Here is a 26,765-nt window from a genome sequence, read left to right on the forward strand (position 1 = left end):
TTCAGACGTTGAACAGAAAGTTCATCACGTCGCCATCCTTGACGACGTAATCCTTGCCTTCGGCGCGCATCTTGCCGGCTTCCTTGGCGCCTTGCTCGCCCCCAAAGGCGATGAAGTCATCATAGGCGATGGTCTGGGCGCGGATGAAGCCGCGCTCGAAATCGCTGTGGATCACGCCGGCTGCCTGCGGCGCGGTGTCGCCCTGATGGATCGTCCAGGCGCGCACTTCCTTGACCCCGGCGGTGAAATAGGTCTGCAGCCCCAACAGGTGATAGGCGGCGCGGATCAGGCGATTCAAGCCCGGCTCGGCTAGCCCCAAGTCGGCGAGGAACACTTGCTTGTCTTCGTCCGACAGATCGGCGATCTCGGCCTCGATCGCCGCGCAGATCGGCACCACCTCCGCGCCCTCCTTGGCGGCGTGCGCGATGACGGCATCGAGATGCGGATTGTTCGTGAAGCCGTCTTCCTTGACATTCGCCGCGTAAAGCACGGGCTTCGCGGTAAGCAGAAAGAACTGCCGCAGATTGCCCCATTCCTCTTTGGCCAGATCGAGCGCGCGCACCGGCTTCGCTTCGTTCAGTTGCTTTTGACACTTTTCCAGCACATCGACCAAGAGCTTCGCTTCCTTGTCGCCGCCGGCCTTGGCCTGCTTCGAGTAACGCGCCAGCGCTTTCTCGACGGTGGCGAGATCGGCCAGACACAGCTCGGTATCGATCACCTCGATGTCGCGGATCGGGTCGACGCTGCCCGAGACATGAACGACGTTCGGATCATCGAAGCAGCGCACGACATGGACGATTGCGTCGGTCTCGCGGATGTTGGCGAGGAACTGGTTGCCCAGACCCTCGCCCTTGCTCGCCCCGGCGACGAGACCGGCGATGTCGACGAATTCGACGACGGCTGGGACGACGCGCTGCGGCTTGACGATCTTTGCCAGCTCAGCCAGACGCGGGTCGGGCACCTCGACGATGCCGACATTCGGCTCGATGGTGCAGAAGGGATAGTTCTCCGCGGCGATGCCCGATTTGGTCAGTGCATTGAACAGGGTGGACTTGCCAACGTTGGGCAGCCCGACGATTCCGCATTTCAAACTCATGATGCTTCCTTTTTCGGTGCCGCGGGACGCGCATTGATGCGCTGCATCGCGGCGTTGAAATCGCCGTTGATGATGAGCGGCCAGACGGCCAGCGCGCGATCGAGCGCGGCGTCGATTTCCGCCGCTTCTTCCTTGCGCGGCGGCTTCAACACATAGTCGATCACTTGGTTGCGATCGCCCGGATGGCCGATGCCGATGCGCAGCCGCCAGTAATCCTGCGTGCCGAGATGGCTGGTGATGTCCTTCAAGCCGTTGTGGCCACCCAAGCCCCCGCCAAACTTGAGGCGCAGTTGGCCCGGCGGCAGGTCGAGCTCGTCATGGACGACGAGCATTTCGGCAGGCTCGATGCGGTAGAAATGCAGCACCGCCTGCACCGACAGGCCCGAGCGATTCATGAAGGTCTGCGGTTTCAAGAGGAAAAAATCGGCGCTGCCGACACGGCGTTTGGCGATGAGTCCATGAAAACGTGCTTCGCGCGCAAACGGCACGCCAAGCTCACGCGCCAGCCGCTCACAAAACCAAAACCCGGCGTTGTGCCGGGTTTCAAGGTAGTCGGGGCCTGGGTTGCCCAGCCCGACGACGAGACGCAGCGCCACAGGGAAACGATCATCCACGCAGCGTTGGCGAACGGCCGCCCCGAGCCAACGCGGCACGCGCCGGATGGCGCAAACTGCTCTGTCCAAGCCACGGAGAACCCCTCATCTTCGTGAGCGCAGCGAGCCAGTCTGGAACCCCCCGCGAGGGGGGCGAAGGGGGGCGGGCCGTCGCAAAACTGCGGCGCAGCGTTGGCGAAGGGCCGCCCCGAGCCAACGCGGCACGCGCCGGATGGCGCAAACCGCTCTGTCCAAGCCACGGAGAACCCCTCATCTTCGCGAGCGCAGCGAGCCAGTCTGGAACCCCCCGCGAGGGGGGCGAAGGGGGGCGGGCCGTCGCAAAACTGCGGCGCAGCGTTGGCGAAGGGCCGCCCCGAGCCAACGCGGCACGCGCCGGATGGCGCAAACCGCTCTGTCCAAGCCACGGAGAACCCCTCATCTTCGCGAGCGCAGCGAGCCAGTCTGGAACCCCCCGCGAGGGGGGCGAAGGGGGGCGGGCCATATTACTTCTTCTCTGGCTTTTTCTCAGACGCAGCGGCCGGCTTCTTCTCGGTGATGATCTGCGTTTCGGCCGGCGCGGCTTCTTCCTCGCTGGCAGCACCAGCGCCACGCACCACGATGGTGACGACGACCGGATCACCCTCGCCATGATGCACTGCCTCGACGCCCGCGGGCAGCGTGAGCTGCGAGACGTGCAACGACTGGCCGCCTTTCAGATCCTTCAGGTCCACTTCGATGTACTCGGGCAGGTCCTTCGGCAGGCACTTGACGTCGAGCTCGGTCATCACATGCTGCACCATGCCGCCATCGAGCTTGACGCCCGGAGCGATCTCGGCGTTGACGAAATGCAGCGGTACCTTCTGGTGAATCTCGTGGGTAGCGTCGATGCGCTGGAAGTCGACATGGCGGATCTGCCGCTTGACTGGGTGCATCTGCACGTCACGCAGCAGGCACATCTCCTTCGCATCGCCGATCACCAGATTGATGATCGAGGAATGGAAAGCTTCCTTGCGCAGCGCCTGGAAGAGCTCGTTGTGGTCGAGCTCGATCATCTGCGCAGCGCCGCCGCCTCCGTAAAGAATACCGGGGACTTTGCCGGCGCGACGCAGGCGGCGGCTCGCACTCGATCCCTGCGCCTCGCGCTTGGTTGCATTGATTTCGAATTGCATGGTTGGCTCCAGAAAATGTCCTGCCCGCGACCAGGCCGGACGGTTGTTGAAAAGCTATTCCATGAACAGCGAGGACACCGACTCTTCGTTGCTGATGCGGATGATGGTCTCGGCCAAGAGGCCGGCGATCGAGACGACACGGATCTTCTCGCAGGCGAGCGCGTCTTCGCGCAGCGGGATGGTGTCGGTGACGACCAGCTCGTCGAGGTCGGATTCCTCGATGCGCGCCACCGCGCTGCCGGAGAGCACCGGGTGCGTGCAGTAGGCGATCACTTTCTTCGCGCCATGTTCTTTGAGCGCGCGCGCCGCCTTCACCAGCGTGCCGGCGGTATCGACGATGTCGTCCATGATCACACAGCTTCTTCCCTCGACATCGCCGATGATGTGCATCACCTCGGCGACGTTCGCCTTCGGGCGGCGCTTGTCGATGATCGCCAAGTCCGTCTCCAGGCGCTTGGCCGCAGCCCGTGCCCGCAGCACGCCACCGACGTCGGGGGAGACGACCAGCAGGTCGTCATGGCGCTGCTTCCAGATGTCGCCGAGCAGGATCGGCGTCGCGTAGATGTTGTCGACGGGAATGTCGAAGAAGCCCTGGATCTGGTCGGCGTGCAGATCGACGGTGAGCACGCGCTGCACGCCGACGGCCTGCAGCATGTTGGCGACCACCTTCGCCGCAATCGGCACGCGCGCCGAGCGCGGCCGACGGTCCTGGCGGGCATAGCCGTAGTAGGGCACCGCGGCGGTGATGCGCCCGGCCGAGGCGCGCTTCAAGGCGTCGGCGAGGATCACCAGTTCCATCAGATTGTCGTTGGCCGGCGCGCAGGTCGGCTGCAGGATGAAGACATCCTTGCCGCGCACGTTTTCCAAGAGCTCGACGTTGCTCTCGCCGTCCGAAAAACGGCCAACGGTGGCGCGGCCGAGTGAAATGTTGAGGCGCTTGGCGACGTCGGACGCCAACTTCGGGTTGGCGTTGCCGGTGAAGACCATCAGACTGTCGTAGGCCATGGCGTCCCTGAAAGAGAAACGGGCAGCCTCAGGATCTGGGCCCGGGTCTGCCCGTGAAATGTCTGGCTGGGGAGGAAGGATTCGAACCCTCGTATGCCGGAATCAAAATCCGGTGCCTTAACCAGCTTGGCGACTCCCCAAACTCCGGCCGCGAGTGCGGCAGCGCGGAAGGACGCGGATTTTCCGGGTTTCGAGTCAGGCTGTCAATGCCTTGCGCCGACTCAGTAGAATTGTTCAATGCTTCCGAACCGGGTCCTCACCCTGCCGAACATCGTCACCTTCATCCGCCTCGGCTTGCTGCCGCTGCTGCTGTGGATGCTGGCGGCGCGACGCTTCGAGCTGGCCTTTTGGCTGTTCATCGCCGCCAGCGTCGGCGACGGTCTCGACGGTTATCTCGCGCGCCGACTCGACCAACACTCGCGCCTCGGCGCGTTGCTGGACCCGATCGCCGATAAGCTGACGATCCTCGGCATCGCGTGGATCCTTGCCGCCCAAGGGCTGTTGCCGGTGTGGATCGCCGCGCTGATGAGCCTGCGCGATCTGGTCATCGTCACCGGCGCGCTCGCCTACCGGCAGCTGGTCGGGGCGCTGGAGATGGCGCCCACAATGCTCTCCAAGTTCAATACCCTGCTCGAATTCCTGCTGCTCGCGCTCGTGTTGATGGCGCAGAACCGCTGGATCGAAACGGCGCCCTGGCTTGCGCCGCTCCTCGGCGCCGTGGCGGTGACGATCGTCGCCTCGGGGGCGCAGTATGTCTGGGTCTGGGGCAACAAGGCGCGGGACCATGCGCATCGGCATTGATCTGGGCGGCACGAAGACCGAGATCATCGTGCTGGGCGACGATGGCGCGACGCTGCTGCGCGAGCGCGCGCCCACCCCGCGCGGCGATTATGCGGCGACGGTGGCGACGATCGCCTCATTGGTGCGCAGGGCCGAGCAAAAACTCGGCGTTGGCGGGACGGCACCACCGATCCCCGTGGGCATCGGCATCCCTGGTGCCGAATCGCGGGTCAGCGGGCTGATCAAGAACGCCAATTCGACCTGGCTGATCGGCAAGCCTTTGCGTGCCGATCTGGAAGCGGCGCTGTCCCGGCCGGTGCGGCTGGCCAACGATGCCAATTGTTTCGCGCTCTCCGAAGCGACCGATGGCGCGGCAGCGGGCGCAACGGTGGTTTTCGGCGTGATCCTCGGCACGGGTGTCGGCGGCGGCATCGTCGTCGAGGGCAAAGTGCTGGTGGGGCCGAACGCGATCGCCGGCGAATGGGGTCACAACCCGCTGCCGGGCGCGAGCGAAGGACGCCCCTGCTACTGCGGCCGTCAGGATTGCATCGAGACTTATCTTTCCGGCCCGGCGTTGGCGCTCGATGGCGGCGCCGACGACGAAGCCGCGCTCGAGCGCTACGAGCGCCGGCTCGCCCGGGCGCTCGCCGGTGTCATCAATCTGCTCGACCCGGACGTGATCGTCTTGGGCGGCGGCGTGTCGAACCTCGATCGGCTGTATGATCGCGTTCCCCGCCTGTGGCGCGAATGGGTGTTCTCCGACCACGTCGCCACTCGACTGCTCAAAAACCGGCATGGCGACTCGTCCGGGGTCAGAGGCGCCGCCTGGCTGTGGGGCTGATAATAAACTCGCCCCCGTTCGACCCGCCCCCCTTCGCCCCCCTCGCGGGGGGGTTCCAGACAGGCTCGCTGCGCTCGCGGACATGTAAACGGCGGTGCGGTTTGCGGCTTCGCCGCGTGCCGCGTTGGCTCGGGGCGGCCCTTCGCCAACACTGCGCTTTAAACTACTTCTTGCTATGCACCATCACCCCCAACCCGATTTCATCTTCGACGTCGATCTCGATGACTTCGAGACACGCGTGATCGAGGCCTCGAAAAGCGTGCCGGTGATCGTCGATTTCTGGGCCGACTGGTGCCCGCCCTGTCGCGCGCTCACGCCGGTGCTCGAACGCATCGCCCTGGCGATGGAGGGCAGGCTCAAGCTCGCCAAGGTCGAGGTCGATGAGGGCGCGAACATGAAGCTCGCCGGCCGCTATGGCTTGAAGGGCTTTCCGACCGTGCTCTTGTTCATCGATGGCGAGATCAGGGGACGCTTTTCCGGGGCGCGCGCCGAGCATTGGCTGCGCGACTTTCTGGTCGAGCACGGCGTCAGATGAACGCTGCCGTGCCCAACCCGTGGACACGGGTCTTCGCGCCGTTCGCGATCGGCTATTTCTTCTCCTATCTGCTGAGAAACGCGAATGCCGTCATCTCCCCCGAGCTGCGCGGCGATCTCGGCCTGACCAATGCCGATCTGGGGCTGTTGACCTCGGCCTATCTGCTCGCTTTCGGCGCTTTCCAGCTACCCTTGGGACTGCTGCTCGACCGTTTCGGCCCGCGCCGCGTCGAGGCCACGCTTCTTCTGATCTGCGCGGCCGGCTGCGCGCTGTTCGCGGCGGGGCAAGGCATCACTCAGCTGACGCTGGGGCGGGCGATGATCGGACTCGGTGTGTCGGCCTGCTTGATGGGCAGCTTCAAATCCTTTTCGTTGTGGTTTCCGCTCGAGCGGCAGGCCTCGCTCAATGCCGCGATCATGGCCGCCGGAGGGCTAGGTGCCATGTTTGCGAGCTCCCCACTTTCGCTGCTCCTGCCGCTTCTCGGCTGGCGCGGCATTTTCTTCGTACTCGCCGGCCTCACCCTCGGCGTGTCGCTATTGATCTTCACCTCGCCGGAAAAATCCATTCACAGCGGACGCGAAACGCTCGCCCGGCAGCTCGAGGGCTTGGCCACGATCTTCAAAAGCCGCAGCTTCTGGCGCTTCGCACCGCAAACCACGCTGATCGTCGGCGGCTTCATGGCCTTGCAAGGGCTGTGGGCGCTGCCCTTCATGACCCAGGTCGATGGACTCTCGCGCGAGGCCGCTGCTCGCGTGCTGCTGATGATGGCTGCGGCGATGATGGTCGGCTTCCTGCTCATCGCCTTCTTCGTACGACGGCTTACCCATGCCGGCCTGCCGCCAGCGCATCTTTTGGCGATCGGCATCGGCTGCGGACTCATCATGACGTTGGGCATCGTTTTGCAGCTTGGGCCGGCCTGGTTGCTCTGGCCATCGTTGGGGTTGGTGTTCGCGGTGAGCAATCTTGCCTACGCGCTGCTGACCGCCGAATTTCCGGTCGAACTCGCCGGCCGCGCCAATACCGCGTTGAATTTCGGCTCATTCATCGGTGCCTTCGGCATCCAGTGGCTGTTCGGCGTCGCGGTGGACGCCCTGCAGCGCGCTGGCCTGGCAACACCCGAGGCCTATCGCGCCGCCTTGGCCGTCGTGCTCGCGCTGCAGGCCGCAGGCTGGGGTTGGTATGTGCTGGAAACGCGCCGCGCGCAGCGTGGCGCTGTCAAGCTGCCATGAGCCGCAGATCGTCCCTGAACGGCGGGGCGGGGTGGTGAAAGGCCACCGGGCCGTCGGGTTTGGCATGGATGAACTGATGCACGGCCGGATCACGCGAGTCGAGCAGTTCCTGGGGCGTGCCGCTGGCGACGACGACGCCGTCATGGATGAAGTAGGCGTAATCGACGACCTTCAGCGTTTCCGACACGTCGTAGGTGACGACGATCGAGGTAGCGCCGAGCGCGTCGTTGAGACGGCGGATCAGCTGGGCGATGACGTTGAGCGAGATCGGGTCGAGGCCGGCGAAGGGTTCGTCATACATCGTCAGCACCGGATCGAGCGCGATCGCGCGCGCCAGCGCCACCCGCCGCGCCATGCCGCCGGAGAGCTCGTTGGGCATCAGCTGGCTGGCGCCGCGCAGGCCCACCGCATGGAGCTTCATCAGCACCAGGTCGTGGATGATCTCCTCGGAAAGGTCGGTGAGCTCGCGCATCGGAAAGGCGATGTTGTCATAGACGGAGATGTCCGAGAACAGCCCGCCGGCTTGGAACATCATGCCGATCTCGCGGCGCAGCCGGTAAAGCCCGGCATCGTCGAGCTCATGCACCACCTGGCCAGCGAAGACGACGCGGCCCTGCTGCGGCCGCAACTGGCCACCAATCAGCCGCAGCAGCGTGCTCTTGCCGGCGCCTGAAACACCGAGGATGCCCACCAGCTTGCCGCGCGGCACGGATAACCGGATGCCGCGCAGCACGCGGTTTCCGCCATAGGCGAAATGCACATCGTCGATCTCGATCAGGGCTTCGCCACTTTCAGGCATGGCACAACAGGCTCGGATCGTTTTCGCCGCTCGCCGCAAGCTTCTCCAGGCTGGCGAGCACCTTGAAGCTTGCCTCTTCCATCTTGGCGATTTGCGCGAAGCTGGCTTCCATCTCGCCCGCGGCATTTGCGGCGAGCGCTGCTAGGCCGGCGTCGTGGAAGGCTTTGTGCGGCCCTTCCATCTCGGCGTAGCCGGGCAGCTTCGAGAAGCACTCGCGCCCTTCGCCTTCGTAATACCACTTGCCGAGCCGGCAGGCGGTGTGCGGCGCGAAATCGGCCGCCGTCTTGGTCGACACGCCCATCAGCACGCGATAGATCTCGAACTTGTAGATCAGGTGATCGATCTTGGCCACTTCGACGAAGCTCCTCAGCGCGGCGGCGGTGATCGTGCTTTCCATGCGCCGGGACAGATCGAACAGCGCGCGCATGTCCTCGGTCGCCGCAGCGCCTTCCTTGCCAAAATCGGCGCTGCGGCCGGCCCACTGTTCCATCTGCTCGCGCGTGACGCGCGTTTCACTCTGGATCGCGCTCACCAGGCCAGAGATTTCGTTGGTCGCGGTCGCGGTTCGCTCGGCCAGCTTTCTCACTTCGTCCGCCACCACCGCGAAGCCGCGCCCCATCTCGCCGGCGCGCGCCGCCTCGATCGCCGCATTGAGCGCCAGGAGATTGGTCTGGTCGGCGATCTCGCGGATCAGCTGCACGATGCCGCCGATCTGCTGCGCGCGCTCGGCGAGACTTTGCACGTTCTGCGCCATCGTGGCGCTATCACCGGCCTGGTTGGAGAGGCTGGCGGCGATCTTCTCCATCGACTGCCGGCAACTGCCAGAAACCGTCGCCGCCTCGATCGCGTAGCGCTTTTCCTCGCGCAGATCGGCGGCGATCGAGGCCTGCGAACGTTGGATTTCGAGGAAGGAATCGCCGAACGACTGCATCGTCCGGTAGATGCGCTGGCAACGGTCGAGATCGCCATTCATCAGCGCGAGGTTTTCCTCCGCTGCGCGGCGGGCCTGCAACGCCACATCGCGTTCCCGCTCGGCCGCCTCGGCCCGCGCACGCTCGGCGCGCAACTCGGCTTCCAGTTCTCCGATCTTCTTCTTGTAGCTGCCGCAGAACATGATGCCTTCCTTTCCCTTTGCACCAAGGGGGTGGTGCTTTCGACGAAAGCGATATCTTACCTCCCGATCGCAGCCGATCGGACGCGACCTTCAAAATCTGGGTTCAACCTAAAAACCTCAGTTGGACGCGCCCGATGGTGCGTTCCGGCGGGTGCATGGCGCGACGCATCGAGGCCGCAGGCTCATGCCTGCAAGGAGGAGCTTTAATGCCAGGCGCCCGCCGGGGTGTGCCAGCGGGTGCGTAGCGGGGTCACCCTCTCGGTGAGCGGTGAAGGTGAGGCACCTGATGATTCGTGATGGCATTTTCACCTTGAGAAGCGGTCAACTGGGGTTTTTAGGTTCAATACTCCGCCGGATCGACATCGAGGTGCCAGCGTAGATCGCGCGGCGCCTTGAAGCCGTAGAGCGTGGTCAGCCAGGCATCGAGGAAGGCGTGCAGTCTCGGCCGGCTGGTCGATTCGATCAAAACTTGCGCGCGCTCGCGGCTTTTCAGACGGAAAAGCCGCATCGGCACCGGGTCATAAAGCGTCACATCGGCAAGACTCGGCGCTCGCGAGACGGCATCCTTCAGGAAGGCGAGTGCATCATCGAGCGCATGCGCCTCGGCGCGCAAGATCGCCTGGTGGGAAAACGGCGGAAAGCCCGCCGCCTGGCGCTCATCGAGCTGCTGGCGGGCGAATGAGACATAGTCGTGGCCGATGAGCGCCTGATAGAGCGGATGATCCGGGTATTCGGTCTGGATCAGCACCTCGCCGGGTAGCCGATGGCGGCCACAGCGGCCGCCCACCTGCATGAGCTGGGCAAACAGCCGCTCGGGAGCGCGAAAGTCGGCGGCGAACAACGCCGCATCGGCGCCGACGACGCCGACGAGCGTGAGGTTTGGAAAATCATGCCCCTTGGCAAGCATCTGGGTGCCGACGAGGATATCGGCCTCTCCGCCGTGGATCGCGGCCAGGAGCGTCTGCCATTTCTTCGGCGAGTCGGCCGAGTCGCGGTCGATGCGCAGGATGCGTGCATCGGGAAAGAGGGTGGCGAGGCGTTCTTCGAGCCGCTGCGTGCCGCGGCCGAACGGCTGGATGTCGAGGTTGCCGCAGTCGGGGCAGGCGCGCGGGATGGGCGCTTCGAGGCCGCAGTGATGGCAGCGTAGCCGCCGGTCCGCCAGATGCAGCACCAGATTCGCCGCGCAACGCCGGCAGCGCGAGATCCAGCCGCAGGCCGGACAGGCGAGCACCGGGGCATAGCCCCGCCGGTTGAGGAAGACCAGGCTCTGCTCGCGCCGATGCAAGCGAACGCTCAGCGCCTCGATCAGCTCCTGGCTCAGGCCGTCCTGCAGTGTCTGCTTGCGTGTATCGACGGTGACGACCGTGGGCAGCTCGGCAGCGGCGAATGCACGCTCGGGCAGCGCGAGCAGGGTGTAACGGCCGCTCATCGCGTGGTAGAAGGTTTCGAGCGACGGAGTGGCCGAGCCCAGCACGATCGGCACGTTCCTTAGCCGGGCGCGCCAGATCGCCACGTCGCGCGCCGAATAGCGCAGCCCTTCCTGCTGCTTGAACGAAGCGTCGTGTTCTTCATCGACGACGATCAAACCGAGCCGCGGCAGCGGCATGAACACGGCGAGCCGTGTGCCGAGCACGATGTCGGCCTCGCCCGTGAGCGCGGCGAGGAAGGCACGGGCGCGCGCGGCATCACTGACGCCACTGTGGGCGGCGACGATCCGCGCTGCCGGAAAACGGTCGCGCACGCGGCCTTCGAGCTGCGGTGTGAGCGCGATTTCCGGCACCAGCATCAACGCCTGGCCGCCCTTGGCCAGTACCGCCTCGATCGCGCGCAGGTAGACCTCGGTCTTGCCGCTGCCGGTCACCCCGTGCAACAGGAAGGTCGCGAAGCCCGTGGCGCCGCCGATCGCATCGATCGCAGCCTGCTGGTCGGCGGTCGGGTCGTAGCCGGCCGGGGATGCCGTCTTTCCAGCGCCGACTTTCGGCTTCGGCTCGCGCGGTCGTTTGCCGCGGCGCATCAGCGGCGGCAGCGCGAACGCCATCACCTGACCGAGCGGATGGTGGTAGTACTGGGCGCAAAATCGGCACAGCTCGAGCCATTCCTGCGGCAGCACCGGCAAGGTGGCAACGGGTTCGGCGGTCTTGAGCCTTTCCACCGGCTGATCGCTATGCGCGATTTCGCCAACCACCACGCCGATCTTGCTGGGCTTGCCAGAGGAGCCGAAGGGGACTTTGACCAGCCTTCCGGCAGGATCGCCCGCGCCTTCGAGACGGTAATCGAACAGCCGGGGCACCGGCAGATCGAGGGCGACCTGGACCAGCCTCACTTAGCGAAGCTCCTTCGAGAAAAACTACGCAATCGCCTTCAATCGATTGCTTGGAAAGCTTTTTTTCATCCCCAGCCCAGCCTGTGGATAATTTTGTGAACAACTCCTGGCGAAAACGGCCGGAGAGCCGCCTTAGCCCACCAAAGCCATAGATTTCATACGCATGGAATGTTATTTCTCATTTATTATCATTAAGTTATCTTGAACGTACTCTTCGCCGAGCGAAAAACCGCTGGCAAATCATGGGGATCGTGATTCTGTGCATAACTCGGCTCCCGTGATTGCCGGAAAGCCCGTCAGCCGGGGTTTCGCGGCGGGTGGTCACTCAGATTGCCGGCGGGAAGTGGGTTCCCGCCCACCTCATTTCCGGACGTAGCGGTGAACGGTTTCGACCAGCACTGCGACATTGTCCGGCGGGGTGTGCTGATGGATGCCGTGGCCCAGGTTGAAAACGTGGCCAGTCATCCCGCCGCCAAAGCTTTCCAGCACTCGTGTCGCCTCACGGGCGACGGCTTCGGGTGAGGCGAACAGCGCGATCGGGTCCATGTTGCCTTGCAGCGCCACCTTCTCGCCGACACGGTGGCGCGCCTCGCCCAGATGGGTCGTCCAATCCAGACCCACCGCATCGCAGCCGCAAGCGGCGATCGCTTCGAGCCACTGACCGCCGCCTTTCGTGAACACGATACAGGGCACCCGCTCGCCATCGCGGGTCTTTGTCAAGCCCTCGATCACGCGCTCGATGTAGGCGAGCGAGAACTCGCGGAATGCGGCATGCGACAGCGCGCCGCCCCAGGTGTCGAAAATCTGCACTGCCTGGACACCGCATTCGATCTGGGCGTTCAGATAGCGCGTCACCGCCTCGGCATTCACCTCGAGGACGCGATGCAACAGATCCGGACGGTCATAGAGCATCGTCTTGACGGTACGAAAATCGTCCGAAGAGCCGCCTTCGACCATGTAACAGGCGAGCGTGAACGGCGAGCCGGAAAAGCCGATCAGCGGCACGCTGTTATTGAGCGCGCGGCGAATCTCGGCCACTGCGTCGAGCACATAGCGCAGGTGATCGTAGGGATCCGGGGCGGCCAAGTCGCGGATCGCCCATTCCTCGCGCAAGGGTCGCTCGAACTTCGGGCCTTCGCCATCGGAAAAATATAGTCCCAGACCCATCGCGTCGGGAATGGTGAGGATGTCCGAAAACAGGATCGCCGCATCCAGATCGTAGCGCGCCAGCGGTTGCAGGGTCACTTCGCAGGCGAGACTGGGCGTCTTGCACAATTCCAGAAAGCTGCCGGCACGCTTGCGGGTTTCGCAATACTCGGGCAGATAACGTCCCGCCTGGCGCATCAGCCACACGGGGGTGCGGGTGGTGGGTTCGCGCAGCAGGGCGCGCAGAAAATCGTCGTTTTCGGGACGGGCCATTTCGAAAATCCCCTATGGAGAAATCGAATTATCGCATGCTGGTCTTGCCGAAATCGCGGACAATGCGGAGCATGCAGCGGCGTGAGAAAGGGAAGCTTCCATGGCAACCAGACAGATCGGCATCCTGACCGCCGGCGGCGACAGCCCCGGCCTGAACGCAGCGATCCGCGGTGTCGGCAAGGCGGCGATGGGTTATTACAAAATGCACCTGATCGGCTTTCGCGACGGCTTCCGCGGCCTGATGGAAAACCGCACGATGGCGCTCGACGGCGGCCAGCTCTCCGGCATCCTCACGCTCGGCGGCACGATCCTCGGCACCAGCCGCGACAAGCCGCACAAGATGCCGGTCGGCGGCAAGATGCTGGACATGACCGATGCGATCGTCGCCAACTATCATGAGCATCACCTCGACTGCCTCGTCTGCCTGGGCGGCGGCGGCACATTGAAAAATGCGCTGCGCCTCAAGAAACGGGGCCTCAATGTGATCAACCTGCCGAAGACCATCGACAACGACGTCTGGGGCACCGATACCACCTTCGGCTTCGATACCGCGCTTTCCATCGCCACCGAGTGCATCGACCGCCTGCACAGCACCGCGCACAGCCATCACCGCATCATCGTCGTCGAGATCATGGGGCATCGTGCCGGCTGGCTGGCGCTCGGCGCCGGTATCGCCGGCGGCGCCGACGTGATCCTGATCCCGGAGATCCCCTACGAGGTCGACAGCATCGCCGAGGCGATCCGCGAGCGGGTCAATGGAGGCAAGCCTTTCTCGATCGTCGCGGTCGCCGAGGGCGCGGTCTCGAAGCAGGATCTGGCGGCGATCGCTGCGGCGAAACAGCAGAAGAAGGCCGCCAAGGGGAAGATGAAGAAGGCAGCCAAACTCGCCAGCAAGATGGACGACAGCGAGGCCGATGCCGCCGAGCTGATCTACGCCAGCCGCACGCTCAGGCTCGCCCGCCAGCTCGAAAAGCTCACCGGACTCGAAGCGCGCCTGACCATCCTCGGCCACTTGCAGCGCGGCGGCACGCCCTCGGCAGCCGACCGCATCCTCGCCACCCGGCTCGGTACCGCCGCCGCCGACTTGATCGCCAAAGGTCATTACGGCGTGCTGGTCGCGGCACGGGGCGAGGGCACGCGGCCGCTGCCGATCGAAGAGGTCGCCGGCAAGGTGAAGACCGTGCCCCCTGATCATCCGCTGATCCTCTCGGCGCGGCGGGTCGGTACGAATTTCGGCGATTGATCGTGGAAGCGTTCCTGATCTCCACCGGCATCGTCGCCTTGGCCGAAGTCGGTGACAAGACGCAGCTGCTCGCGCTCGTCCTCGCCGCCAAGTTCCGCCGTCCCTGGCCGATCGTCGCCGGCATCTTCGTCGCCACCCTAGCGAACCACGCGCTCGCCGGTGCGCTCGGCGTGGCAGTGGCCGCCCTGTTCGCGCCCGAGACGCTGCGATGGCTGCTCGGCCTGTCCTTCATCGGCATGGCCATCTGGCTGTTCATTCCCGATGAGGTCGATGAGGAAAAGACGCGGCTTGCCCGCCTGGGCGTGTTCGGGACGACGCTGACGGCCTTTTTCTTGGCCGAGATGGGCGACAAGACGCAAATCGCCACGGTCGCGCTGGCGGCGCAGTTCGGCTCGGTCATGGCTGTTGTTCTCGGCACCACGCTGGGCATGATGATCGCGAACGTGCCTGCCGTGCTGCTCGGCAGCCGCATCGCCCACGCGCTGCCGGAAAAACCGATCCATGCGCTCGCCGCGGCGATCTTCCTCGCGCTGGGCGTTGCCACGCTGCTGGGCTTTGGCGAGCGCTTCGGACTGTAAACCCCAGCGGGCAGGCACAAGGCCTGCCCCTACGGGGCTATTTCTTCCAGAACGCCGGTGTGAATACGACCAGCAGCGTGAAAATCTCCAGCCGGCCAAGCAGCATCGCGAAGGTGCACACCCAGGTCTGGAAGTCGGAAAGAGACGCATAGGTCGTCGCCGGGCCGACTTCGCCCAAGCCCGGGCCGGTGTTGTTGATGCTGGCGACGACGGCAGAAAACGCCGTGATGCTGTCCAAGCCCGAAAAGGACATCACCAGGGTCAGCGTCGTCACCGCGACCATATAGACGAAACCGAAGGCCAGCACCGCGAACAGGATCTTGGCTTCGACCGGCGTGCCCCCGATGCGCACCAGCCACACCGCCTTCGGGTGCATCGCGCGCATCAGCTCGCGATAGACCTGTTTGAAGAGGATGATCGCGCGCATCATCTTGATCCCGCCGCCGGTCGAGCCGGCGCTGGTGGCAAAGCTGCACAGAAACAGCATCCACAGCGGCGCGAAGGCTGGCCAGAGCGCATAGTCGGTGTTCGCATAGCCGGTCGTCGTCGCGATCGAGACGACGTTGAAGGCGGCAAAGCGCAACGCCGTCGAAAAATCCATATAAACGTCGTGTGCGTAAAGATAAAGGGCGATGCAAAGGACGCTGCCGAGGACGACGACGAGATACCAGCCAAGCTCGGGATCGCGCAGGTAAGGGCGCAAGCTGCGACCATGCACGGCGAGAAAGTGCGTCGCGAAGTTGACGCCGGCCAGCAGCATGAAGACGATCGCCACCGCTTCGACGGCTGGCGAATTCCAGTAACCGAAGCTCGCATCGTGACTCGAAAAGCCGCCCAGCCCCATCGTCGTGAAGGCATGCATCACGGCATCGAACCAGCTCATCCCCGCAAGCCGATAGCCGAGCACGCAGGCGAGCGTGATGCCGGCATAGACCGCCCAGAGGCCCTTCGCGGTATGGGTCATGCGGGGGGTGAGCTGCGCATCCTTCATCGGTCCGGGTGTTTCGGCCTTGAACATCTGCCGGCCGCCGATGCCAAGGAGCGGCAGCACCGCGACCGCCAGAACGATCAGGCCCATGCCGCCCAGCCAGACCAGCATGCCGCGCCAGAGGTTGATCGAGGGCGGCAGCGTATCGAGATGGTCGAGCACGGTTGCGCCGGTCGTCGTCAGCCCCGAGACGGCCTCGAAGTAGGCATCGGTGAAGGAGATGCCGAGATGGAACACGAACGGCAGACAGGCGAAGGCCGGCAGCAGCGTCCACACCATCACCACCAGCAAAAAGCCGTCGCGCACCTTGAGCTCGTTGCGGTCGCGGTGTGCCAGCCACCACAGCCACAGGCCGCAGGCCAAAGTCGTCAGAAAAGCCTCGTCATAGGCCGATTCAGCACCATCGTGCCAGAGCGAGGAAAACAACACCGGCACCAGCAAGGTCAGCGAAAAGCCCGTCAGCAGAACGCCAAAGACGCGGATCACCGGGAAGAAGCGCTTCATGACGGCGTCAGAGGAACTGGAAGCCCACCTGTCAGAGGAACTGGAAGCCCACCTGGAACAGCTTCTCGACCTGTGCCACCTCGCGCTTGCGCATGCAGAAAACGATCACGTGATCCTCGGGCGCGATCACCGTATCGTGATGCGGGATGATCACGCGCCCGCCCACGGTGCCGTCCTGGCGGACGATGGCACCGATGTGCGCGCCGCGGATCTTCGGCAATTCGTCGATGCGTCGGCCGACGACCTTCGAGGTCTTGCGGTCGCCGTGGGCGATCAGCTCGAGCGCCTCGGCAGCGCCGCGCCGCAGGCTGTGCACGCGCGCGACGTCACCGCGCCGCACGTGCGTGAGCAGCGGGCCGATCGACACCTGCGCCGGCGACATGCCGATGTCGATCGGCCCGCCCTGCACCATGTCGGCATAGGCGCGGCGGTTGATCAGCGCCAGCACGCGCTTGCAACCGAGTCGCTTGGCGAGCGACGCCGCCATGATGTTGTCCTCGTCGTCGTTGGTCAGCGCCAGGAACATGTCGATCTCGTCGATGTTCTCCTGGGAAAGCAGGGTCTCGTCGGTCGCCTCGCCGTGCAACACCAGGGTGCGGGAAAGCTTGCCGGCGATCGTTTCGGCGCGCCGCCGGTCGACCTCGATCAGCTTCACTTCATAGCGTTCTTCGAGCGTGCGCGCCACACGCAGGCCGATGTTGCCGCCGCCGGCGATCATCACGCGCTTGACCGGCTCGGCACTGCGCCGTAGTTCGGTGAGCACCAGGCGGATGTATTGGCTGTCGGCGAGCAGGAAGACTTCATCGCCTTGCTCGATGACCGTGTCGCCGTCCGGATCGACCGGCTGATGCTCGCGAAAGATCGCGGCGATGCGCGCATCCACGCCGGGCGGCAGGTGCGCGCGCATCGCGCGGATCGGCTGACCGACCAGCAGCCCGTCCTGCTTCGCACGTACGCCGACCAGGGTCACCTTGCCATTGGCGAATTCGAGCACTTGCAGCGCGCCGGGAAATTCGATCAGCTTGGCGATGTATTCGGTGATGTCCTGTTCCGGGCAGATCGCGTAATCGACCGCGAAGTTCTCGTTGGCGAGCAGCACCGGGTCGAGCAGATCGGGCGAGCGCAGACGGGCGATGCGCGTGGTGACGGAAAACAGGCTCCTGGCGATCTTGCAGGCCACCAGATTGGTCTGGTCGGACTGCGTGACTGCGACGAGCAGGTCCGTGTCCTCGATGCCGGCTTCGCGCAGCACCGATGGATAGGCGGCGTTGCCCGTCACCGTGCGCACATCGAGCCGGTCGGCAAGCTGCGCGAGCGCCTCGTGATTCTGATCGACGACGGTGATGTCATTGGCCTCCGAGGCGAGCGCCTCGGCGACGGAGGCGCCGACCTGACCGGCGCCGAGGATGAGGATTTTCATTCTTCTTCTTTGGTGGCGTTGCGCAAGCCCAGGTCTTTCAGCTTGCGATACAGGTGCGTGCGTTCGAGACCGGTCTTTTCGGAAAGTCGTGTCATGCTGCCGCCATCGACGCGCAAATGGTGCTCGAAGTAGAGCCGTTCGAACAGCTCGCGCGCTTGCTTGAGCGGCATTTCGAACATTTCCGGCAACAGGCCAGGCGGAATCTCCGGCGCCACGGCCAGTCCAGGCGCGAGCAGATGCTCGGCCTCTTCGACGCCGATTTCCTCGTCGAGCGCAGCCAGCGCCAGCGACTTCAAGGCGCTGCGCAGCTCAGGATATCCCTCCGGCCACGAATACTGGCGCAACGCATTCTGCGCCGCGACCGACAGGCGTCTGAGCGGCGCCTCGCCGGCTTCGGCGAGCTGCGCCAGTAGATGCGTGGCGAGATCGGGAATCTCGTCCTTGAGCTCCGCGAACGACGGCAAGCCGATGCTGACCTCGAACAGACGGTCGATGACGGCAGCGTCCCAGCCATGCTCGCTGAGTGCGCTGGCGGTGTGTGTCGTCGCCGCGACGAGGCGCAGGTTATGGCGTTCGAGACGTTCGAGCGCGAAAGCGAGGTTCTTCTGCTGCAGGCGCGTCAATTTCGCCAGCTCGCCGCAGTAGAGCACCCCGCCGCTGGCCTGGGCAAGCATGTCGAGCGAGATCGGGCTGGAATCCTGACCAAGGTCGACCCAGGGTTTGCCCGGAATCTGCAGCGTGCGCGCAGAAAGCTCGACGATCGAGGCTGGCGGCGCGCGCAGCAGCACCGAGCGGCTCTTGGCCGCCAGCTGCTCGAGGCGCCGGCGCAGGTCTTTGAGCAGTGCCGAACGCGGGAAGGCAGCCAGGGTGAGTGCCGAGCCGGTTTTCGGATGATGTTCGAGCCCCTGCTTCACCGCAGCAAGCAGCTTTTGCAGGCTGATCGGTTTTTCGAGGAAGCCGACCGCGCCGATCTTCGTCGCCTCGACCGCGGTTTCGATCGTCGCATGACCGGACATCATCACCACCGGCATGTTGAGCTTGCCGGCCGCCGCCCATTCCTTGAGCAGCGTCACCCCATCGGTATCGGGCATCCAGATGTCGAGCAAGACGAGATCGGGGCGATGACTATCGCGGATGGCGCGGGCCGCAGCCGCATTTTCTGCAGTGACGACATCGTGCCCCTCGTCGGTGAGGATCTCGGAGAGCAGCTCGCGGATGCCGACTTCGTCGTCGACGACCAGAATCTGGGACATGTCTGCAGATTATCGCGAAAAATTACGCCGTGCCATAGAAATCAGAGGAGCTTTCAGCCCTGCAAACGCCGCGATCGTCTTGGCTATTCAGACCCGCAGCGGCGGGCCGGCGTGGGCAAAGAATGCCGCCGCCGGTTGCGGTCGGCCGAACAGATAGCCCTGGAAGAGCCGGCAGCCGTTGTGTATCAGCCAAGCGCGCTGCGCGTAGGTCTCGGCGCCTTCGGCGACGACTTCGAGGTGCATCTGCCGGGCTGTCAGCAGAATGGTCTTCGACAGCGACGGTAGCGCGAAGGGTCAGACATCGGCGTTTCTCCCTACAGAGGCGATGGGCAATTGTACGCAAACGCTCGCGCCACCGCCTTCGGCCAAAGGCCGGTTGGCGAGCGTCACGGTACCGCCGTGATCGACGACGATCTTGTGCACGATCGCCAGCCCAAGGCCCGTGCCCTTCGGCTTGGTCGTCACATAGGGCTCGAACGCATGCTGGAGGATCTCGGGCGGGAAGCCCGGGCCGTCGTCTTCGACGGTCAGCTCGACGTTGCGGCCTTGCGAACGGGTCCTGACGATGATGCGTGCCGTCTTGCCAGCGCCGAGTTTTTCACTGCCGGCCTCGCTGGCGTTCTTGATCAGATTGTGCAGCACCTGGCGGATCTGGTCGGCATCGGCCAACACCGGCGGCAGGAGCGGATCGAGTTCGGTTTCGATGCCGAAGCCGCTGCTGGCATAGAGTTCGAGCACCTCGGCGATCAGCCGGTTCAGATCGAGCGGCTGCGGATTCGGCGGCGGCAGGCGCGCATAGTCGCGAAAGTCGTTGACCATCGCCTTCATCGCCTCGACCTGATCGACGATGGTCTTCGTCGCCCGCTCGAGTATCGCGGCATCTTCCGGCGCGAGCTTGCCAGCAAGTTTCATCTGCAGCCGTTCGGCCGACAGTTGGATCGGCGTGAGCGGATTCTTGATCTCGTGGGCGAGCCGGCGGGCCACTTCGCCCCAGACTGCGGCGCGCTGCGCGGCTTCGCGTTCGATGCGCGCCTGGGCGAGCTGTTGCGTCATCTCGTTGAACGAGCGCGTCAGCACCCCCAGCTCGTCGTCGGTCTCCAGCACCGCGCGCGGTGTCAGATCGCCGGCGGCCACCGCCCGCGTGCCTTCGGCGAGCATCAGCAGCGGCTTGGCGAGCCGGCCGGCGAGGAAGAAGGCCAGCGCGATCGCGGCGAACAGCGCCAGCAGCAACGCAAAGGTCAGGGTCAGCGTATAGAGGCGTTTGAGGCCAATGCGACCGAGCTGCAATTGCTGGTAGTCGCGCTGCGCGGCCTCCACCAGGGCGGCGCTTTGCGCGATCGCGGCCGGCACTGGCTGCTCGAGCTGCAGGATCAGCGGCTCGGCCGCGAAATGATAGGCGCGCACCGGAACGAGGGCGCGCACCACGAAGCCGCTTCCCGCATCGCCCTCGACACGCGCGCTGCCCGTGCCGCTACGCGCCTGCCGCAGCTCGGCCGGGTCGGGCAGCGGCGGCAGGAGATCTTGCTGCTCGCTGGCGCTGCTGCTGGCGATCAGCTGGCCGCTCGCCGTCACCAGCACGGCGGCATTCACGCCGGCCTGTTCGCGCAGGCGATTGAGGAGCACCGCCCCCGGCGCAGGCACTTCGGCCAGATCGAAGGCCATCGAACGGCCTTTGACGAGGAGCTCGGCTTGCATCGTCTCGAACACGCTGTGCGCGAGATCCAGTCCGCCGTCGAGCGCGGCCTCGATGCGCACGTCGAACCATGAGTCGATGCTTTTCACCGCGAACTGCATCGAAACCGCATACACCAGCACGCCGGGCAGCACCGCCATCATCGCCAGCATCATCATCAGCCGCGTCTTGAGGCGTGCGCCGAACACGCCTTGGCGCCGATCGCGCCACAGGCGGCGCAACTGGGTGATGACCAGTCCGAGCAGCAGGAGGGCCGCCAGCGCATTGAAGACGATCAACAGCGGCGTGTGGCGGGCGAACAGGGCGGTATCGGCGGAAGCCGAGGTGAGTAGGATCACCAGCATGCCGCCGAGCGCCGCGGCGAGTGTCAAGGCGATGATCATTGCGGCTCGGCGGCGGGCACGAACTGCCAGCTCAAGGTGTGGGCATCGACCCGCCAGTCGTCGTTGGCGAGCGCATCAATCTGCAAGGGCTTCGGCAGCTGGCTTTGATCGAGCGAGAGGCGAACGGCCGCGATGAGCGTCTCGCCTTGCGGCAGGGCGCCTGCGTCGGCGATGTGCAGGCGCCGGATGTGGCCGAGCGCCGCAAGCGCCGCTTCGAGGGTAGCGAAGTTCTGGTAGAGGCTGCCGACGGCGAGCCGATACTGGCGCGTCAGCGCGTGATAGCTCAGCCGGTAATTGACGACACGGCCGGCCAGATGTTCGTCGATCCAGTACCAGCGCTTGCGCTTGATCTGCACTTCGAAACGGAAATGAAGCGGCACGCCCTTGCCGACGGCATCGATGAGGCGAGCGCCGATCTCGACGTCGAATTCGGCATTCACCGCCCAGCCGCGCTCGTCCGGCACCACGGCGGCACTCTGCGGCTGGATGCTGCCCGCCCAGGCAAGCCAAGCGACGAAGAGCCCGACGCCCAGCGCAACGAGCCGTTCAAGGCATTTTTTCCAACAGGGCGTAATAGAAGCCGTCATGAGTGGCCGAGGGCATCAGTTGCAGTTCTTCTTCGCTGCCGCCCGTCGGCAGGCGGCGCGCATCCGGATGACGCGCAACGAACGCGCGCACCTGCCCGGCATTTTCGCCGGGAAACACCGAACAGGTGCAGTAGAGCATTTTGCCACCGGGGGCCAGGAGCGGCCACAAGGCATCGAGAATGGCGGCCTGGGTCTGTGCGAATCCCGCCACATCCTCGGGGCGCCGCAGCCACTTGATGTCCGGGTGGCGGCGCACCACCCCGGAAGCGGAGCAGGGCACATCGGCGAGAATGCGCTCGAAAAGCCGACCGTCCCACCAGCCCGCCGGTTTACGCGCATCGCCGATTTCTACCTTCGCGGCAAGATGAAGTCGAGCGAGGTTTTCCTCGATGCGCCGGGCGCGGGCGGCATCGACTTCCAGCGCGGTCAGCTCGATCTCATGCCGCTCCAAAAGATGCGCGCTCTTGCCGCCGGGCGCCGCGCAGGCATCCAGCACGCGCATGCCGTCCTGGGCATCGAGGAGCCGCGCCGCCTGCTGGGCGCCCCAGTCCTGCACCGAGACGCAACCTGCCTGAAAGCCGGGGAGGCGCTCGACCGGCAAGGGGGCTTCGAGCAGGATCGCCGTCTCGTCGAGCGTCTGCCCCGCACCGCCGGCTTTGGCCAACTGCGCGAGAAATTCGGCGCTGGTGATGCGGCACCGCGCGTTCAACCGCAGCGTCATTGGCGGATGACCATTGCCGCTGGCGGCGATCTCCCGCCAGCATTCCGGATAGGCCTCGGCGAGCAGCGCGAGCCACCAGCGCGGATGGCGGAAAGAAGCCACTTCGTCGGCATCCGCCGCGGCGATGAGCTCTGCGCGGCGGCGCTGGAAATGGCGCAAGATGGCATTGGTCAATTTCTTGAATGGCTTGTCGGCAGCCTCGACGGCCTGATCGACGAGGGTGTGCGCTTCTTCGGGTCGGCGCTCCAGACGGGCGAGCGCGACGAGCAGAAGCGATCGCGCCGCCTTGTCTTTCAGCGGCCGCTCGAGCAAGCGGGCAAGGAAAAAATCGCCGCGGCCATAATCGCGCAAGGCAGTCATCGCCAGATCGCGCGCGGCCGGCCGCAGTTCGATGGGCAGCGCGGCAAGCGTCGTCTCCGGGGTGCGGCCGGCGAGCACTTCCACAACCGCGCCCACCGCAGCGGCGAGCGCCCGGGAAAGCGGCGGGTTGCGAAAGGAAGGCGGAAAGGTGGCATTCATGGTCGACTGCGCATGGTAACCGCGATCTGTGGTAAACGTCGGTCATGAACCCTTCCGCCCATACCCCCATTCCCTTCCCCGGCCGACTGACGATCGTCGGCTGGGGCGCCATCGCCCAAGGCGTTTTGCCCTTGCTGTTTGGCCATTTCGCGCTGCGCCCCGAACAGGTCACAATCGTCACCGCCGATGCCGACGGCATTGGAGAAGCGCAGGCTTACGGCGTTTCCCACATGATCCTGCCGCTCGACCGCGATAACTTCCGGCATGTGCTCGCCCCGCTCGTCGGAGCTGGCGACTTTCTGCTCAATCTCGCCGTCAATGTCGCCAGCGTGGCGCTGATCGAGTTCTGCCGCGAGCGCGGTGCACTCTACCTCGATGCCTGCATCGAACCCTGGGCCGGCGGTTATACCGATCCGCTGCTTTCCCCTTCGCAGCGTTCGAACTACGCGCTGCGCGAACAGGCGAAGGCACTGCACCGGCCGGGTGGCCCAACCGCAGTGCTCACCCACGGCGCCAATCCCGGCTGGGTGTCGCATTTCGTCAAGCAGGCGCTCCTCGACATCGCCCGCGATTGCGGCTTCGCTGCCATGCCGCCCGCCGACCGTGCCGGCTGGGCGCGGCTGGCACAAACGCTCGGCGTCCGGGTGATCCATATCGCCGAACGCGACTGGCAGGTGGCCGAACCCAGGAAGCGTCCTGGAGAATTCGTCAACACCTGGTCGGTCGACGGCTTCGTCGGCGAAGGCTGTCAGCCAGCCGAGCTCGGCTGGGGCAGCCACGAAAAGGCGCTGCCGCCGGACGGCCATCGCCACGGCTTCGGCTGCGAGGCGGCGATCTGGCTCGAACGTCCCGGCGCGGCGACGCGCGTGCGCACTTGGACGCCGCTGGCCGGTCCGCTTCACGGTTTCCTGATCACACATGGCGAAGCGATCTCGATCGCCGACTATCTGACCATAGGCGCCGGCACGACGCCGGAATACCGGCCGACCGTGCATTACGCCTACCATCCCTGCGACGACGCGGTGCTGTCGCTGCACGAGCTCGCCGGCCGCGAATGGCATTTGCAGGAAAACAAGCGCATCGTGCGCGACGAGATCGTTTCCGGCGTCGATGAGCTGGGTGTGCTGTTGTTGGGCCATCCGAAGGGCGCCTACTGGCTCGGTTCGCGTCTATCGCACGCGGAAGCGAAGCGGCTCGCCCCCTACAACTCGGCGACGGTGTTGCAGGTCACGGCGGGTGTGATGTCCGGGATGATCTGGGCGATCGAAAATCCGGCGATGGGCGTGGTCGATCCGGACGAACTGCCGTACGACGAAATGATCGCTTTGTGCCGGCCTTACTTGGGCGAGGTGGTCGGCGTCTATTCGGACTGGACGCCGCTGAAAGACCGTGCCGAGTTCTTCCCGCAGGACGTCGATGTCGACGACCCCTGGCAGTTCAAGAATTTCCGGGTGAGCTGAATCTTTCGCCGGCAGCGAGCGGAAAACCGCGCAGGAAATCGGCAGCGGGCAGCCGCCGGCCGCCAGGCTTCTGCAGCTCGGTCAAGCGCAATGCGCCTTCGCCGCAGGCGACGACGATGCCGGAAGGCCCAACGGCAATGATTTCACCTGGCCGGCCTGCACCTTCCGCAAGCTCTGCATGCCACAGCTTCAGCGTCGTCTCTCCCAGCTGCGAGGTAGAACCCGGGAACGGATCGAAGGCGCGCAAGCGCCGTTCGATCTCGACGGCCGGACGCGTCCAGTCGATCCGTCCTTCGGCCTTGTCGATCTTTGCCGCATAGGTCGCGCCTTGCTCAGGCTGCGGCGTCGGCTTCAGGCTGTCGAGCCTGGTGAGCGCCTCGACGATCAGCCGGCCGCCGAGGTTGGCAAGCTTGTCGGTGAGGCTTTCTGCCGTCTCGTCAGGGCCGATTTTCAGTCTTTCGGCCAGCAGCATCGGCCCGGTGTCGAGTCCGGCATCCATCTGCATGATCGTGATGCCCGTTTCAAGATCGCCCGCCTCGATCGCGCGCGCAATCGGCGCCGCCCCCCGCCAGCGCGGCAGCAGCGAGGCATGGATGTTGACGCAACCGCGCCTCGGGATGTCGAGCACGGCCGGCGGCAGAATCAAACCGTAGGCCGCGACCACCAACACATCGGGCGCGGCGGCGATCAACGGCGCATGGGTTGCGGGATCGCGCAGCTTTTCCGGCTGATGGACGGCAATGCCGTGGGCCAACGCCACGTCTTTGACGGGGCTCGTGACGAGTTTCTGCCCGCGCCCAGACGGGCGGTCGGGCTGGGTCAGCACCAGCGGGATGTCGAAACCGGCAGCGATCAGCGCCCGCAGCGCGATGGCGGCGAACTCGGGCGTGCCGGCAAAGGCGACTTTCATGCGGTGATGCGCGCTTGCTTCGCCAGCTTGGCTTTGATCCTGGATAGCTTGAGCCGGGACAGGTATTCGACGAACACCTTGCCGTCGAGGTGATCGATCTCGTGCTGCAGACAAACCGCCAGCAGGCCATCCGCCTCGAGCTCGAAGGGTTCGCCTTCGAGATTCAGCGCGCGCACCTTGATGCGTTCACTGCGTTTCACCGTCTCATAGATGCCGGGCACCGACAGGCAGCCTTCCTCACCGACATGCTCGCCCCACCGTTCGAGGATTTCCGGGTTGATGAAGACCATCGGCTTCGATTTGTCCTCCGACACATCGAGCACCAGCAGGCGCTTGTGCACATCGACCTGGGTGGCCGCCAGTCCAATGCCCGGCGCCTGGTACATGGTTTCCAGCATGTCGGCGGCAAGCTTCCTGATCCCGGCATCGACGGCCTCGACCGGCTTGGCCACCGTATGCAGGCGTGGATCGGGATAACGCAGAATCGGCAATAAGGCCATGAAAGTCTTCTTTAACAGGTTGATGCGTGCGGAATTTGCGGGCAGAATCCGACGTACGTCCGGAGGTCCCACCATGCGTCACATTATATTCGCGCTGATTTTCGCTTTTTCAACCTCTGCCGCGCTGGCCCAGAGCGCCAAGCCGCTCGAGCTCGCGCCAGATGCGCCGGAACGCCACATCGTCGTGCCGGGCGACACCCTGTGGGGCATCGCGGCGAAGTTCCTCAAGGATCCGTTCCGCTGGCCCGAACTGTGGAAGATGAATGCCGAGCAGGTCAGAAACCCACACCGCATCTATCCCGGCCAGGTGCTGATCCTCGACTTGAGTGGCGGCCAACCGCAGCTGAAACTCGCCACGTTGAAACTTTCCCCCAAGGTGCGCGCCGAAGCGCTCGGCGAGGCGATTCCGGCGATTCCGGCCAGCGCGATCGAGCCCTTCCTGTCCCAGCCGCTGGTGATCAATCCCGGCGAGTTCGACACCTCGCCGCGCATCGTCGCCACGCAGGAGGATCGGGTTTTCACCGGCACCGGCGACAAGATCTACGCCACCAACAACGCCGATCCCAAGATCAAGCGATGGCATGTCTTCCGTCCCGGACGGCCGTTGGTCGATCCGGACAGCAAGGAAGTCCTGGGCATCGAAGCCGTCTATCTCGGCAGCGCGCGTCCCGATGGCGAGCCCGGCGACGTCCTGCCGCTCGTGCTGACCAGCGTCAAGCAGGAAATCGGTCGCGGTGATTATCTCGTGCCGGCCGAGCGCCCCGAGGTGATGAGTTATGTGCCGCATGCGCCGACCCAGGACATCAACGGCCGCGTGATGCTGATCTATGGCGGCGTCGGCGAGGGTGCGGTCAACTCGGTCGTCTCGCTCTCGCGCGGTAAGCAGGATGGGCTGGAAGTCGGCCATGTGGTGGCGATCTATCGCGCCGGCTCCGCAGTGACGAACCGTTTCGAAGACGACAAGCCGCAGACCCATCTGCTCCCCGACGAGCGCATCGGCCTCGCTTTCGTGTTCCGCGTCTTCGATCGGGTCTCTTACGCGCTGATCACCAGCGCCAGTCGCCCGGTGATGGAAGGCGACCGGATCCACAAGCCATGACTCA

General features: G+C 64.9%; 25 protein-coding genes, 1 tRNA gene and 1 pseudogene. 8 read left to right on the plus strand and 19 right to left on the minus strand.

Features of this window, described 5'->3' with window-relative positions; genetic code table 11:
- Position 1 precedes the first annotated feature (1 nt).
- From ychF to EL335_RS11650, 5 genes are all read right to left on the minus strand, one after another.
- Positions 2 to 1,096 carry a redox-regulated ATPase YchF gene (ychF, locus tag EL335_RS11630; protein WP_126447083.1) on the minus strand — a complete coding sequence of 365 codons (1,095 nt, stop codon included), beginning with the start codon at positions 1,094 to 1,096 and terminating at the stop codon, positions 2 to 4.
- Positions 1,093 to 1,686, minus strand: a complete 594-nt coding sequence (gene pth, locus EL335_RS11635; protein ID WP_431306272.1) for an aminoacyl-tRNA hydrolase — start codon at positions 1,684 to 1,686, stop codon at positions 1,093 to 1,095. Before pth ends, ychF begins: the two co-directional genes overlap by 4 nt.
- Positions 1,687 to 2,192: 506 nt before the next feature.
- On the minus strand, positions 2,193 to 2,858 hold the full coding sequence (locus tag EL335_RS11640; RefSeq protein WP_126447085.1) for a 50S ribosomal protein L25/general stress protein Ctc: 666 nt from the start codon (positions 2,856 to 2,858) through the stop codon (positions 2,193 to 2,195).
- A 54-nt stretch (positions 2,859 to 2,912) separates the two neighbouring features.
- Positions 2,913 to 3,863, minus strand: coding sequence for a ribose-phosphate pyrophosphokinase (locus EL335_RS11645; protein WP_126447087.1), 951 nt, complete (start codon positions 3,861 to 3,863; stop codon positions 2,913 to 2,915).
- A 63-nt stretch (positions 3,864 to 3,926) separates the two neighbouring features.
- Positions 3,927 to 4,003, minus strand: a tRNA-Gln gene (locus EL335_RS11650).
- 97 nt (positions 4,004 to 4,100) lie between these two features.
- Here EL335_RS11650 and EL335_RS11655 point away from each other — a divergent pair.
- The 4 genes from EL335_RS11655 to EL335_RS11670 all read left to right on the plus strand — a co-directional run bounded on the left by EL335_RS11655 (position 4,101) and on the right by EL335_RS11670 (position 7,248).
- On the plus strand, positions 4,101 to 4,664 hold the full coding sequence (locus EL335_RS11655; RefSeq protein WP_126447089.1) for a CDP-alcohol phosphatidyltransferase family protein: 564 nt from the start codon (positions 4,101 to 4,103) through the stop codon (positions 4,662 to 4,664).
- Positions 4,648 to 5,484: an ROK family protein gene (locus tag EL335_RS11660; protein WP_126447091.1), complete on the plus strand. Its 837-nt coding sequence runs from the start codon at positions 4,648 to 4,650 to the stop codon at positions 5,482 to 5,484. Before EL335_RS11655 ends, EL335_RS11660 begins: the two co-directional genes overlap by 17 nt.
- Before the next feature lie 175 nt (positions 5,485 to 5,659).
- Positions 5,660 to 6,019 (plus strand): thioredoxin family protein, encoded by a 360-nt coding sequence (locus EL335_RS11665; protein ID WP_126447093.1) that lies wholly within the window; start codon positions 5,660 to 5,662, stop codon positions 6,017 to 6,019.
- The gene (locus EL335_RS11670) at positions 6,016 to 7,248 is read left to right on the plus strand and encodes an MFS transporter (RefSeq protein WP_126447096.1); all 1,233 of its coding nucleotides are present in this window, start codon (positions 6,016 to 6,018) and stop codon (positions 7,246 to 7,248) included. The genes EL335_RS11665 and EL335_RS11670 overlap by 4 nt, the downstream gene beginning before the upstream one ends.
- Here EL335_RS11670 and EL335_RS11675 read toward each other — a convergent pair.
- The 5 genes and pseudogenes from EL335_RS11675 to hemE form a co-directional block, all read right to left on the minus strand.
- Positions 7,235 to 8,047, minus strand: coding sequence for an ABC transporter ATP-binding protein (locus EL335_RS11675; RefSeq protein WP_126447098.1), 813 nt, complete (start codon positions 8,045 to 8,047; stop codon positions 7,235 to 7,237). The genes EL335_RS11670 and EL335_RS11675 overlap by 14 nt on opposite strands.
- Positions 8,040 to 8,474 carry a CZB domain-containing protein gene (locus tag EL335_RS14590; protein WP_431306273.1) on the minus strand — a complete coding sequence of 145 codons (435 nt, stop codon included), beginning with the start codon at positions 8,472 to 8,474 and terminating at the stop codon, positions 8,040 to 8,042. The genes EL335_RS11675 and EL335_RS14590 overlap by 8 nt, the downstream gene beginning before the upstream one ends.
- 30 nt (positions 8,475 to 8,504) lie before the next feature.
- Positions 8,505 to 8,759, minus strand: a pseudogene (locus EL335_RS14595) (methyl-accepting chemotaxis protein); the annotation flags it as partial.
- 742 nt (positions 8,760 to 9,501) lie between these two features.
- Positions 9,502 to 11,484 carry a primosomal protein N' gene (locus tag EL335_RS11685; RefSeq protein ID WP_126447102.1) on the minus strand — a complete coding sequence of 661 codons (1,983 nt, stop codon included), beginning with the start codon at positions 11,482 to 11,484 and terminating at the stop codon, positions 9,502 to 9,504.
- A 360-nt stretch (positions 11,485 to 11,844) separates the two neighbouring features.
- Positions 11,845 to 12,903, minus strand: a complete 1,059-nt coding sequence (hemE, locus tag EL335_RS11690) for a uroporphyrinogen decarboxylase (RefSeq protein ID WP_126447104.1) — start codon at positions 12,901 to 12,903, stop codon at positions 11,845 to 11,847.
- Positions 12,904 to 13,003: 100 nt separating this feature from the next.
- Here hemE and EL335_RS11695 point away from each other — a divergent pair, with 100 nt between their 5' ends.
- Together EL335_RS11695 and EL335_RS11700 are read left to right on the plus strand one after the other, a co-directional pair.
- Positions 13,004 to 14,146, plus strand: coding sequence for a 6-phosphofructokinase (locus tag EL335_RS11695; RefSeq protein WP_126447106.1), 1,143 nt, complete (start codon positions 13,004 to 13,006; stop codon positions 14,144 to 14,146).
- Between the two features lie 2 nt (positions 14,147 to 14,148).
- Positions 14,149 to 14,724: a TMEM165/GDT1 family protein gene (locus EL335_RS11700; protein WP_126447108.1), complete on the plus strand. Its 576-nt coding sequence runs from the start codon at positions 14,149 to 14,151 to the stop codon at positions 14,722 to 14,724.
- Positions 14,725 to 14,761: 37 nt separating this feature from the next.
- Here EL335_RS11700 and EL335_RS11705 read toward each other — a convergent pair whose 3' ends face one another.
- From EL335_RS11705 to rsmB, 7 genes are all read right to left on the minus strand, one after another.
- Positions 14,762 to 16,216, minus strand: coding sequence for a TrkH family potassium uptake protein (locus EL335_RS11705; RefSeq protein WP_126447110.1), 1,455 nt, complete (start codon positions 16,214 to 16,216; stop codon positions 14,762 to 14,764).
- Between the two features lie 31 nt (positions 16,217 to 16,247).
- Positions 16,248 to 17,636, minus strand: coding sequence for a Trk system potassium transporter TrkA (gene trkA / locus EL335_RS11710; RefSeq protein WP_126447112.1), 1,389 nt, complete (start codon positions 17,634 to 17,636; stop codon positions 16,248 to 16,250).
- Positions 17,633 to 18,889: a sigma-54-dependent transcriptional regulator gene (locus EL335_RS11715; RefSeq protein ID WP_126447114.1), complete on the minus strand. Its 1,257-nt coding sequence runs from the start codon at positions 18,887 to 18,889 to the stop codon at positions 17,633 to 17,635. Before EL335_RS11715 ends, trkA begins: the two co-directional genes overlap by 4 nt.
- An 87-nt stretch (positions 18,890 to 18,976) precedes the next feature.
- Positions 18,977 to 19,165, minus strand: coding sequence for an EAL domain-containing protein (locus EL335_RS11720; RefSeq protein WP_348541431.1), 189 nt, complete (start codon positions 19,163 to 19,165; stop codon positions 18,977 to 18,979).
- An 18-nt stretch (positions 19,166 to 19,183) separates the two neighbouring features.
- Positions 19,184 to 20,965: a sensor histidine kinase gene (locus EL335_RS11725; RefSeq protein WP_126447118.1), complete on the minus strand. Its 1,782-nt coding sequence runs from the start codon at positions 20,963 to 20,965 to the stop codon at positions 19,184 to 19,186.
- Positions 20,962 to 21,552 (minus strand): DUF4390 domain-containing protein, encoded by a 591-nt coding sequence (locus tag EL335_RS11730; protein ID WP_126447121.1) that lies wholly within the window; start codon positions 21,550 to 21,552, stop codon positions 20,962 to 20,964. The genes EL335_RS11725 and EL335_RS11730 overlap by 4 nt, the downstream gene beginning before the upstream one ends.
- On the minus strand, positions 21,512 to 22,792 hold the full coding sequence (gene rsmB, locus EL335_RS11735; protein ID WP_126447123.1) for a 16S rRNA (cytosine(967)-C(5))-methyltransferase RsmB: 1,281 nt from the start codon (positions 22,790 to 22,792) through the stop codon (positions 21,512 to 21,514). The genes EL335_RS11730 and rsmB overlap by 41 nt, the downstream gene beginning before the upstream one ends.
- A gap of 44 nt (positions 22,793 to 22,836) precedes the next feature.
- On the opposite strand from rsmB, the gene EL335_RS11740 reads away from it, so the two are divergent.
- Complete coding sequence (locus EL335_RS11740; RefSeq protein ID WP_126447125.1) at positions 22,837 to 24,252, plus strand: homospermidine synthase; 1,416 nt, start codon at positions 22,837 to 22,839, stop codon at positions 24,250 to 24,252.
- On the opposite strand, the gene fmt is transcribed toward EL335_RS11740, so the two are convergent.
- Complete coding sequence (gene fmt / locus EL335_RS11745) at positions 24,230 to 25,162, minus strand: methionyl-tRNA formyltransferase (RefSeq protein ID WP_126447127.1); 933 nt, start codon at positions 25,160 to 25,162, stop codon at positions 24,230 to 24,232. The genes EL335_RS11740 and fmt overlap by 23 nt on opposite strands.
- On the minus strand, positions 25,159 to 25,662 hold the full coding sequence (gene def, locus EL335_RS11750; protein ID WP_284155357.1) for a peptide deformylase: 504 nt from the start codon (positions 25,660 to 25,662) through the stop codon (positions 25,159 to 25,161). Before def ends, fmt begins: the two co-directional genes overlap by 4 nt.
- A gap of 73 nt (positions 25,663 to 25,735) precedes the next feature.
- Between def and EL335_RS11755 the strand changes: the two genes are divergently transcribed.
- Positions 25,736 to 26,761, plus strand: coding sequence for a LysM peptidoglycan-binding domain-containing protein (locus tag EL335_RS11755; RefSeq protein WP_126447131.1), 1,026 nt, complete (start codon positions 25,736 to 25,738; stop codon positions 26,759 to 26,761).
- Positions 26,762 to 26,765 lie beyond the last annotated feature (4 nt).

Origin of the sequence: Sulfuricystis multivorans, assembly GCF_003966565.1 — a bacterium.
Classification (GTDB): domain Bacteria; phylum Pseudomonadota; class Gammaproteobacteria; order Burkholderiales; family Rhodocyclaceae; genus Sulfuricystis; species Sulfuricystis multivorans.

Excerpts from the sequence above, each read along its gene's own strand:
- ychF (WP_126447083.1), bottom strand. The coding sequence starts at position 1,096 with ATGAGTTTGAAATGCGGAATCGTCGGGCTGCCCAACGTTGGCAAGTCC.
- EL335_RS11640 (WP_126447085.1), bottom strand. The coding sequence starts at position 2,858 with ATGCAATTCGAAATCAATGCAACCAAGCGCGAGGCGCAGGGATCGAGT.
- EL335_RS11645 (WP_126447087.1), bottom strand. The coding sequence starts at position 3,863 with ATGGCCTACGACAGTCTGATGGTCTTCACCGGCAACGCCAACCCGAAG.
- EL335_RS11655 (WP_126447089.1), top strand. The coding sequence starts at position 4,101 with ATGCTTCCGAACCGGGTCCTCACCCTGCCGAACATCGTCACCTTCATC.
- EL335_RS11660 (WP_126447091.1), top strand. The coding sequence starts at position 4,648 with ATGCGCATCGGCATTGATCTGGGCGGCACGAAGACCGAGATCATCGTG.
- EL335_RS11665 (WP_126447093.1), top strand. The coding sequence starts at position 5,660 with ATGCACCATCACCCCCAACCCGATTTCATCTTCGACGTCGATCTCGAT.
- EL335_RS11670 (WP_126447096.1), top strand. The coding sequence starts at position 6,016 with ATGAACGCTGCCGTGCCCAACCCGTGGACACGGGTCTTCGCGCCGTTC.
- EL335_RS11675 (WP_126447098.1), bottom strand. The coding sequence starts at position 8,047 with ATGCCTGAAAGTGGCGAAGCCCTGATCGAGATCGACGATGTGCATTTC.
- EL335_RS14590 (WP_431306273.1), bottom strand. The coding sequence starts at position 8,474 with ATGCGCGCGCTGTTCGATCTGTCCCGGCGCATGGAAAGCACGATCACC.
- hemE (WP_126447104.1), bottom strand. The coding sequence starts at position 12,903 with ATGGCCCGTCCCGAAAACGACGATTTTCTGCGCGCCCTGCTGCGCGAA.
- EL335_RS11695 (WP_126447106.1), top strand. The coding sequence starts at position 13,004 with ATGGCAACCAGACAGATCGGCATCCTGACCGCCGGCGGCGACAGCCCC.
- EL335_RS11705 (WP_126447110.1), bottom strand. The coding sequence starts at position 16,216 with ATGAAGCGCTTCTTCCCGGTGATCCGCGTCTTTGGCGTTCTGCTGACG.
- trkA (WP_126447112.1), bottom strand. The coding sequence starts at position 17,636 with ATGAAAATCCTCATCCTCGGCGCCGGTCAGGTCGGCGCCTCCGTCGCC.
- EL335_RS11715 (WP_126447114.1), bottom strand. The coding sequence starts at position 18,889 with ATGTCCCAGATTCTGGTCGTCGACGACGAAGTCGGCATCCGCGAGCTG.
- EL335_RS11725 (WP_126447118.1), bottom strand. The coding sequence starts at position 20,965 with ATGATCATCGCCTTGACACTCGCCGCGGCGCTCGGCGGCATGCTGGTG.
- EL335_RS11730 (WP_126447121.1), bottom strand. The coding sequence starts at position 21,552 with ATGACGGCTTCTATTACGCCCTGTTGGAAAAAATGCCTTGAACGGCTC.
- rsmB (WP_126447123.1), bottom strand. The coding sequence starts at position 22,792 with ATGAATGCCACCTTTCCGCCTTCCTTTCGCAACCCGCCGCTTTCCCGG.
- EL335_RS11740 (WP_126447125.1), top strand. The coding sequence starts at position 22,837 with ATGAACCCTTCCGCCCATACCCCCATTCCCTTCCCCGGCCGACTGACG.
- fmt (WP_126447127.1), bottom strand. The coding sequence starts at position 25,162 with ATGAAAGTCGCCTTTGCCGGCACGCCCGAGTTCGCCGCCATCGCGCTG.
- def (WP_284155357.1), bottom strand. The coding sequence starts at position 25,662 with ATGGCCTTATTGCCGATTCTGCGTTATCCCGATCCACGCCTGCATACG.
- EL335_RS11755 (WP_126447131.1), top strand. The coding sequence starts at position 25,736 with ATGCGTCACATTATATTCGCGCTGATTTTCGCTTTTTCAACCTCTGCC.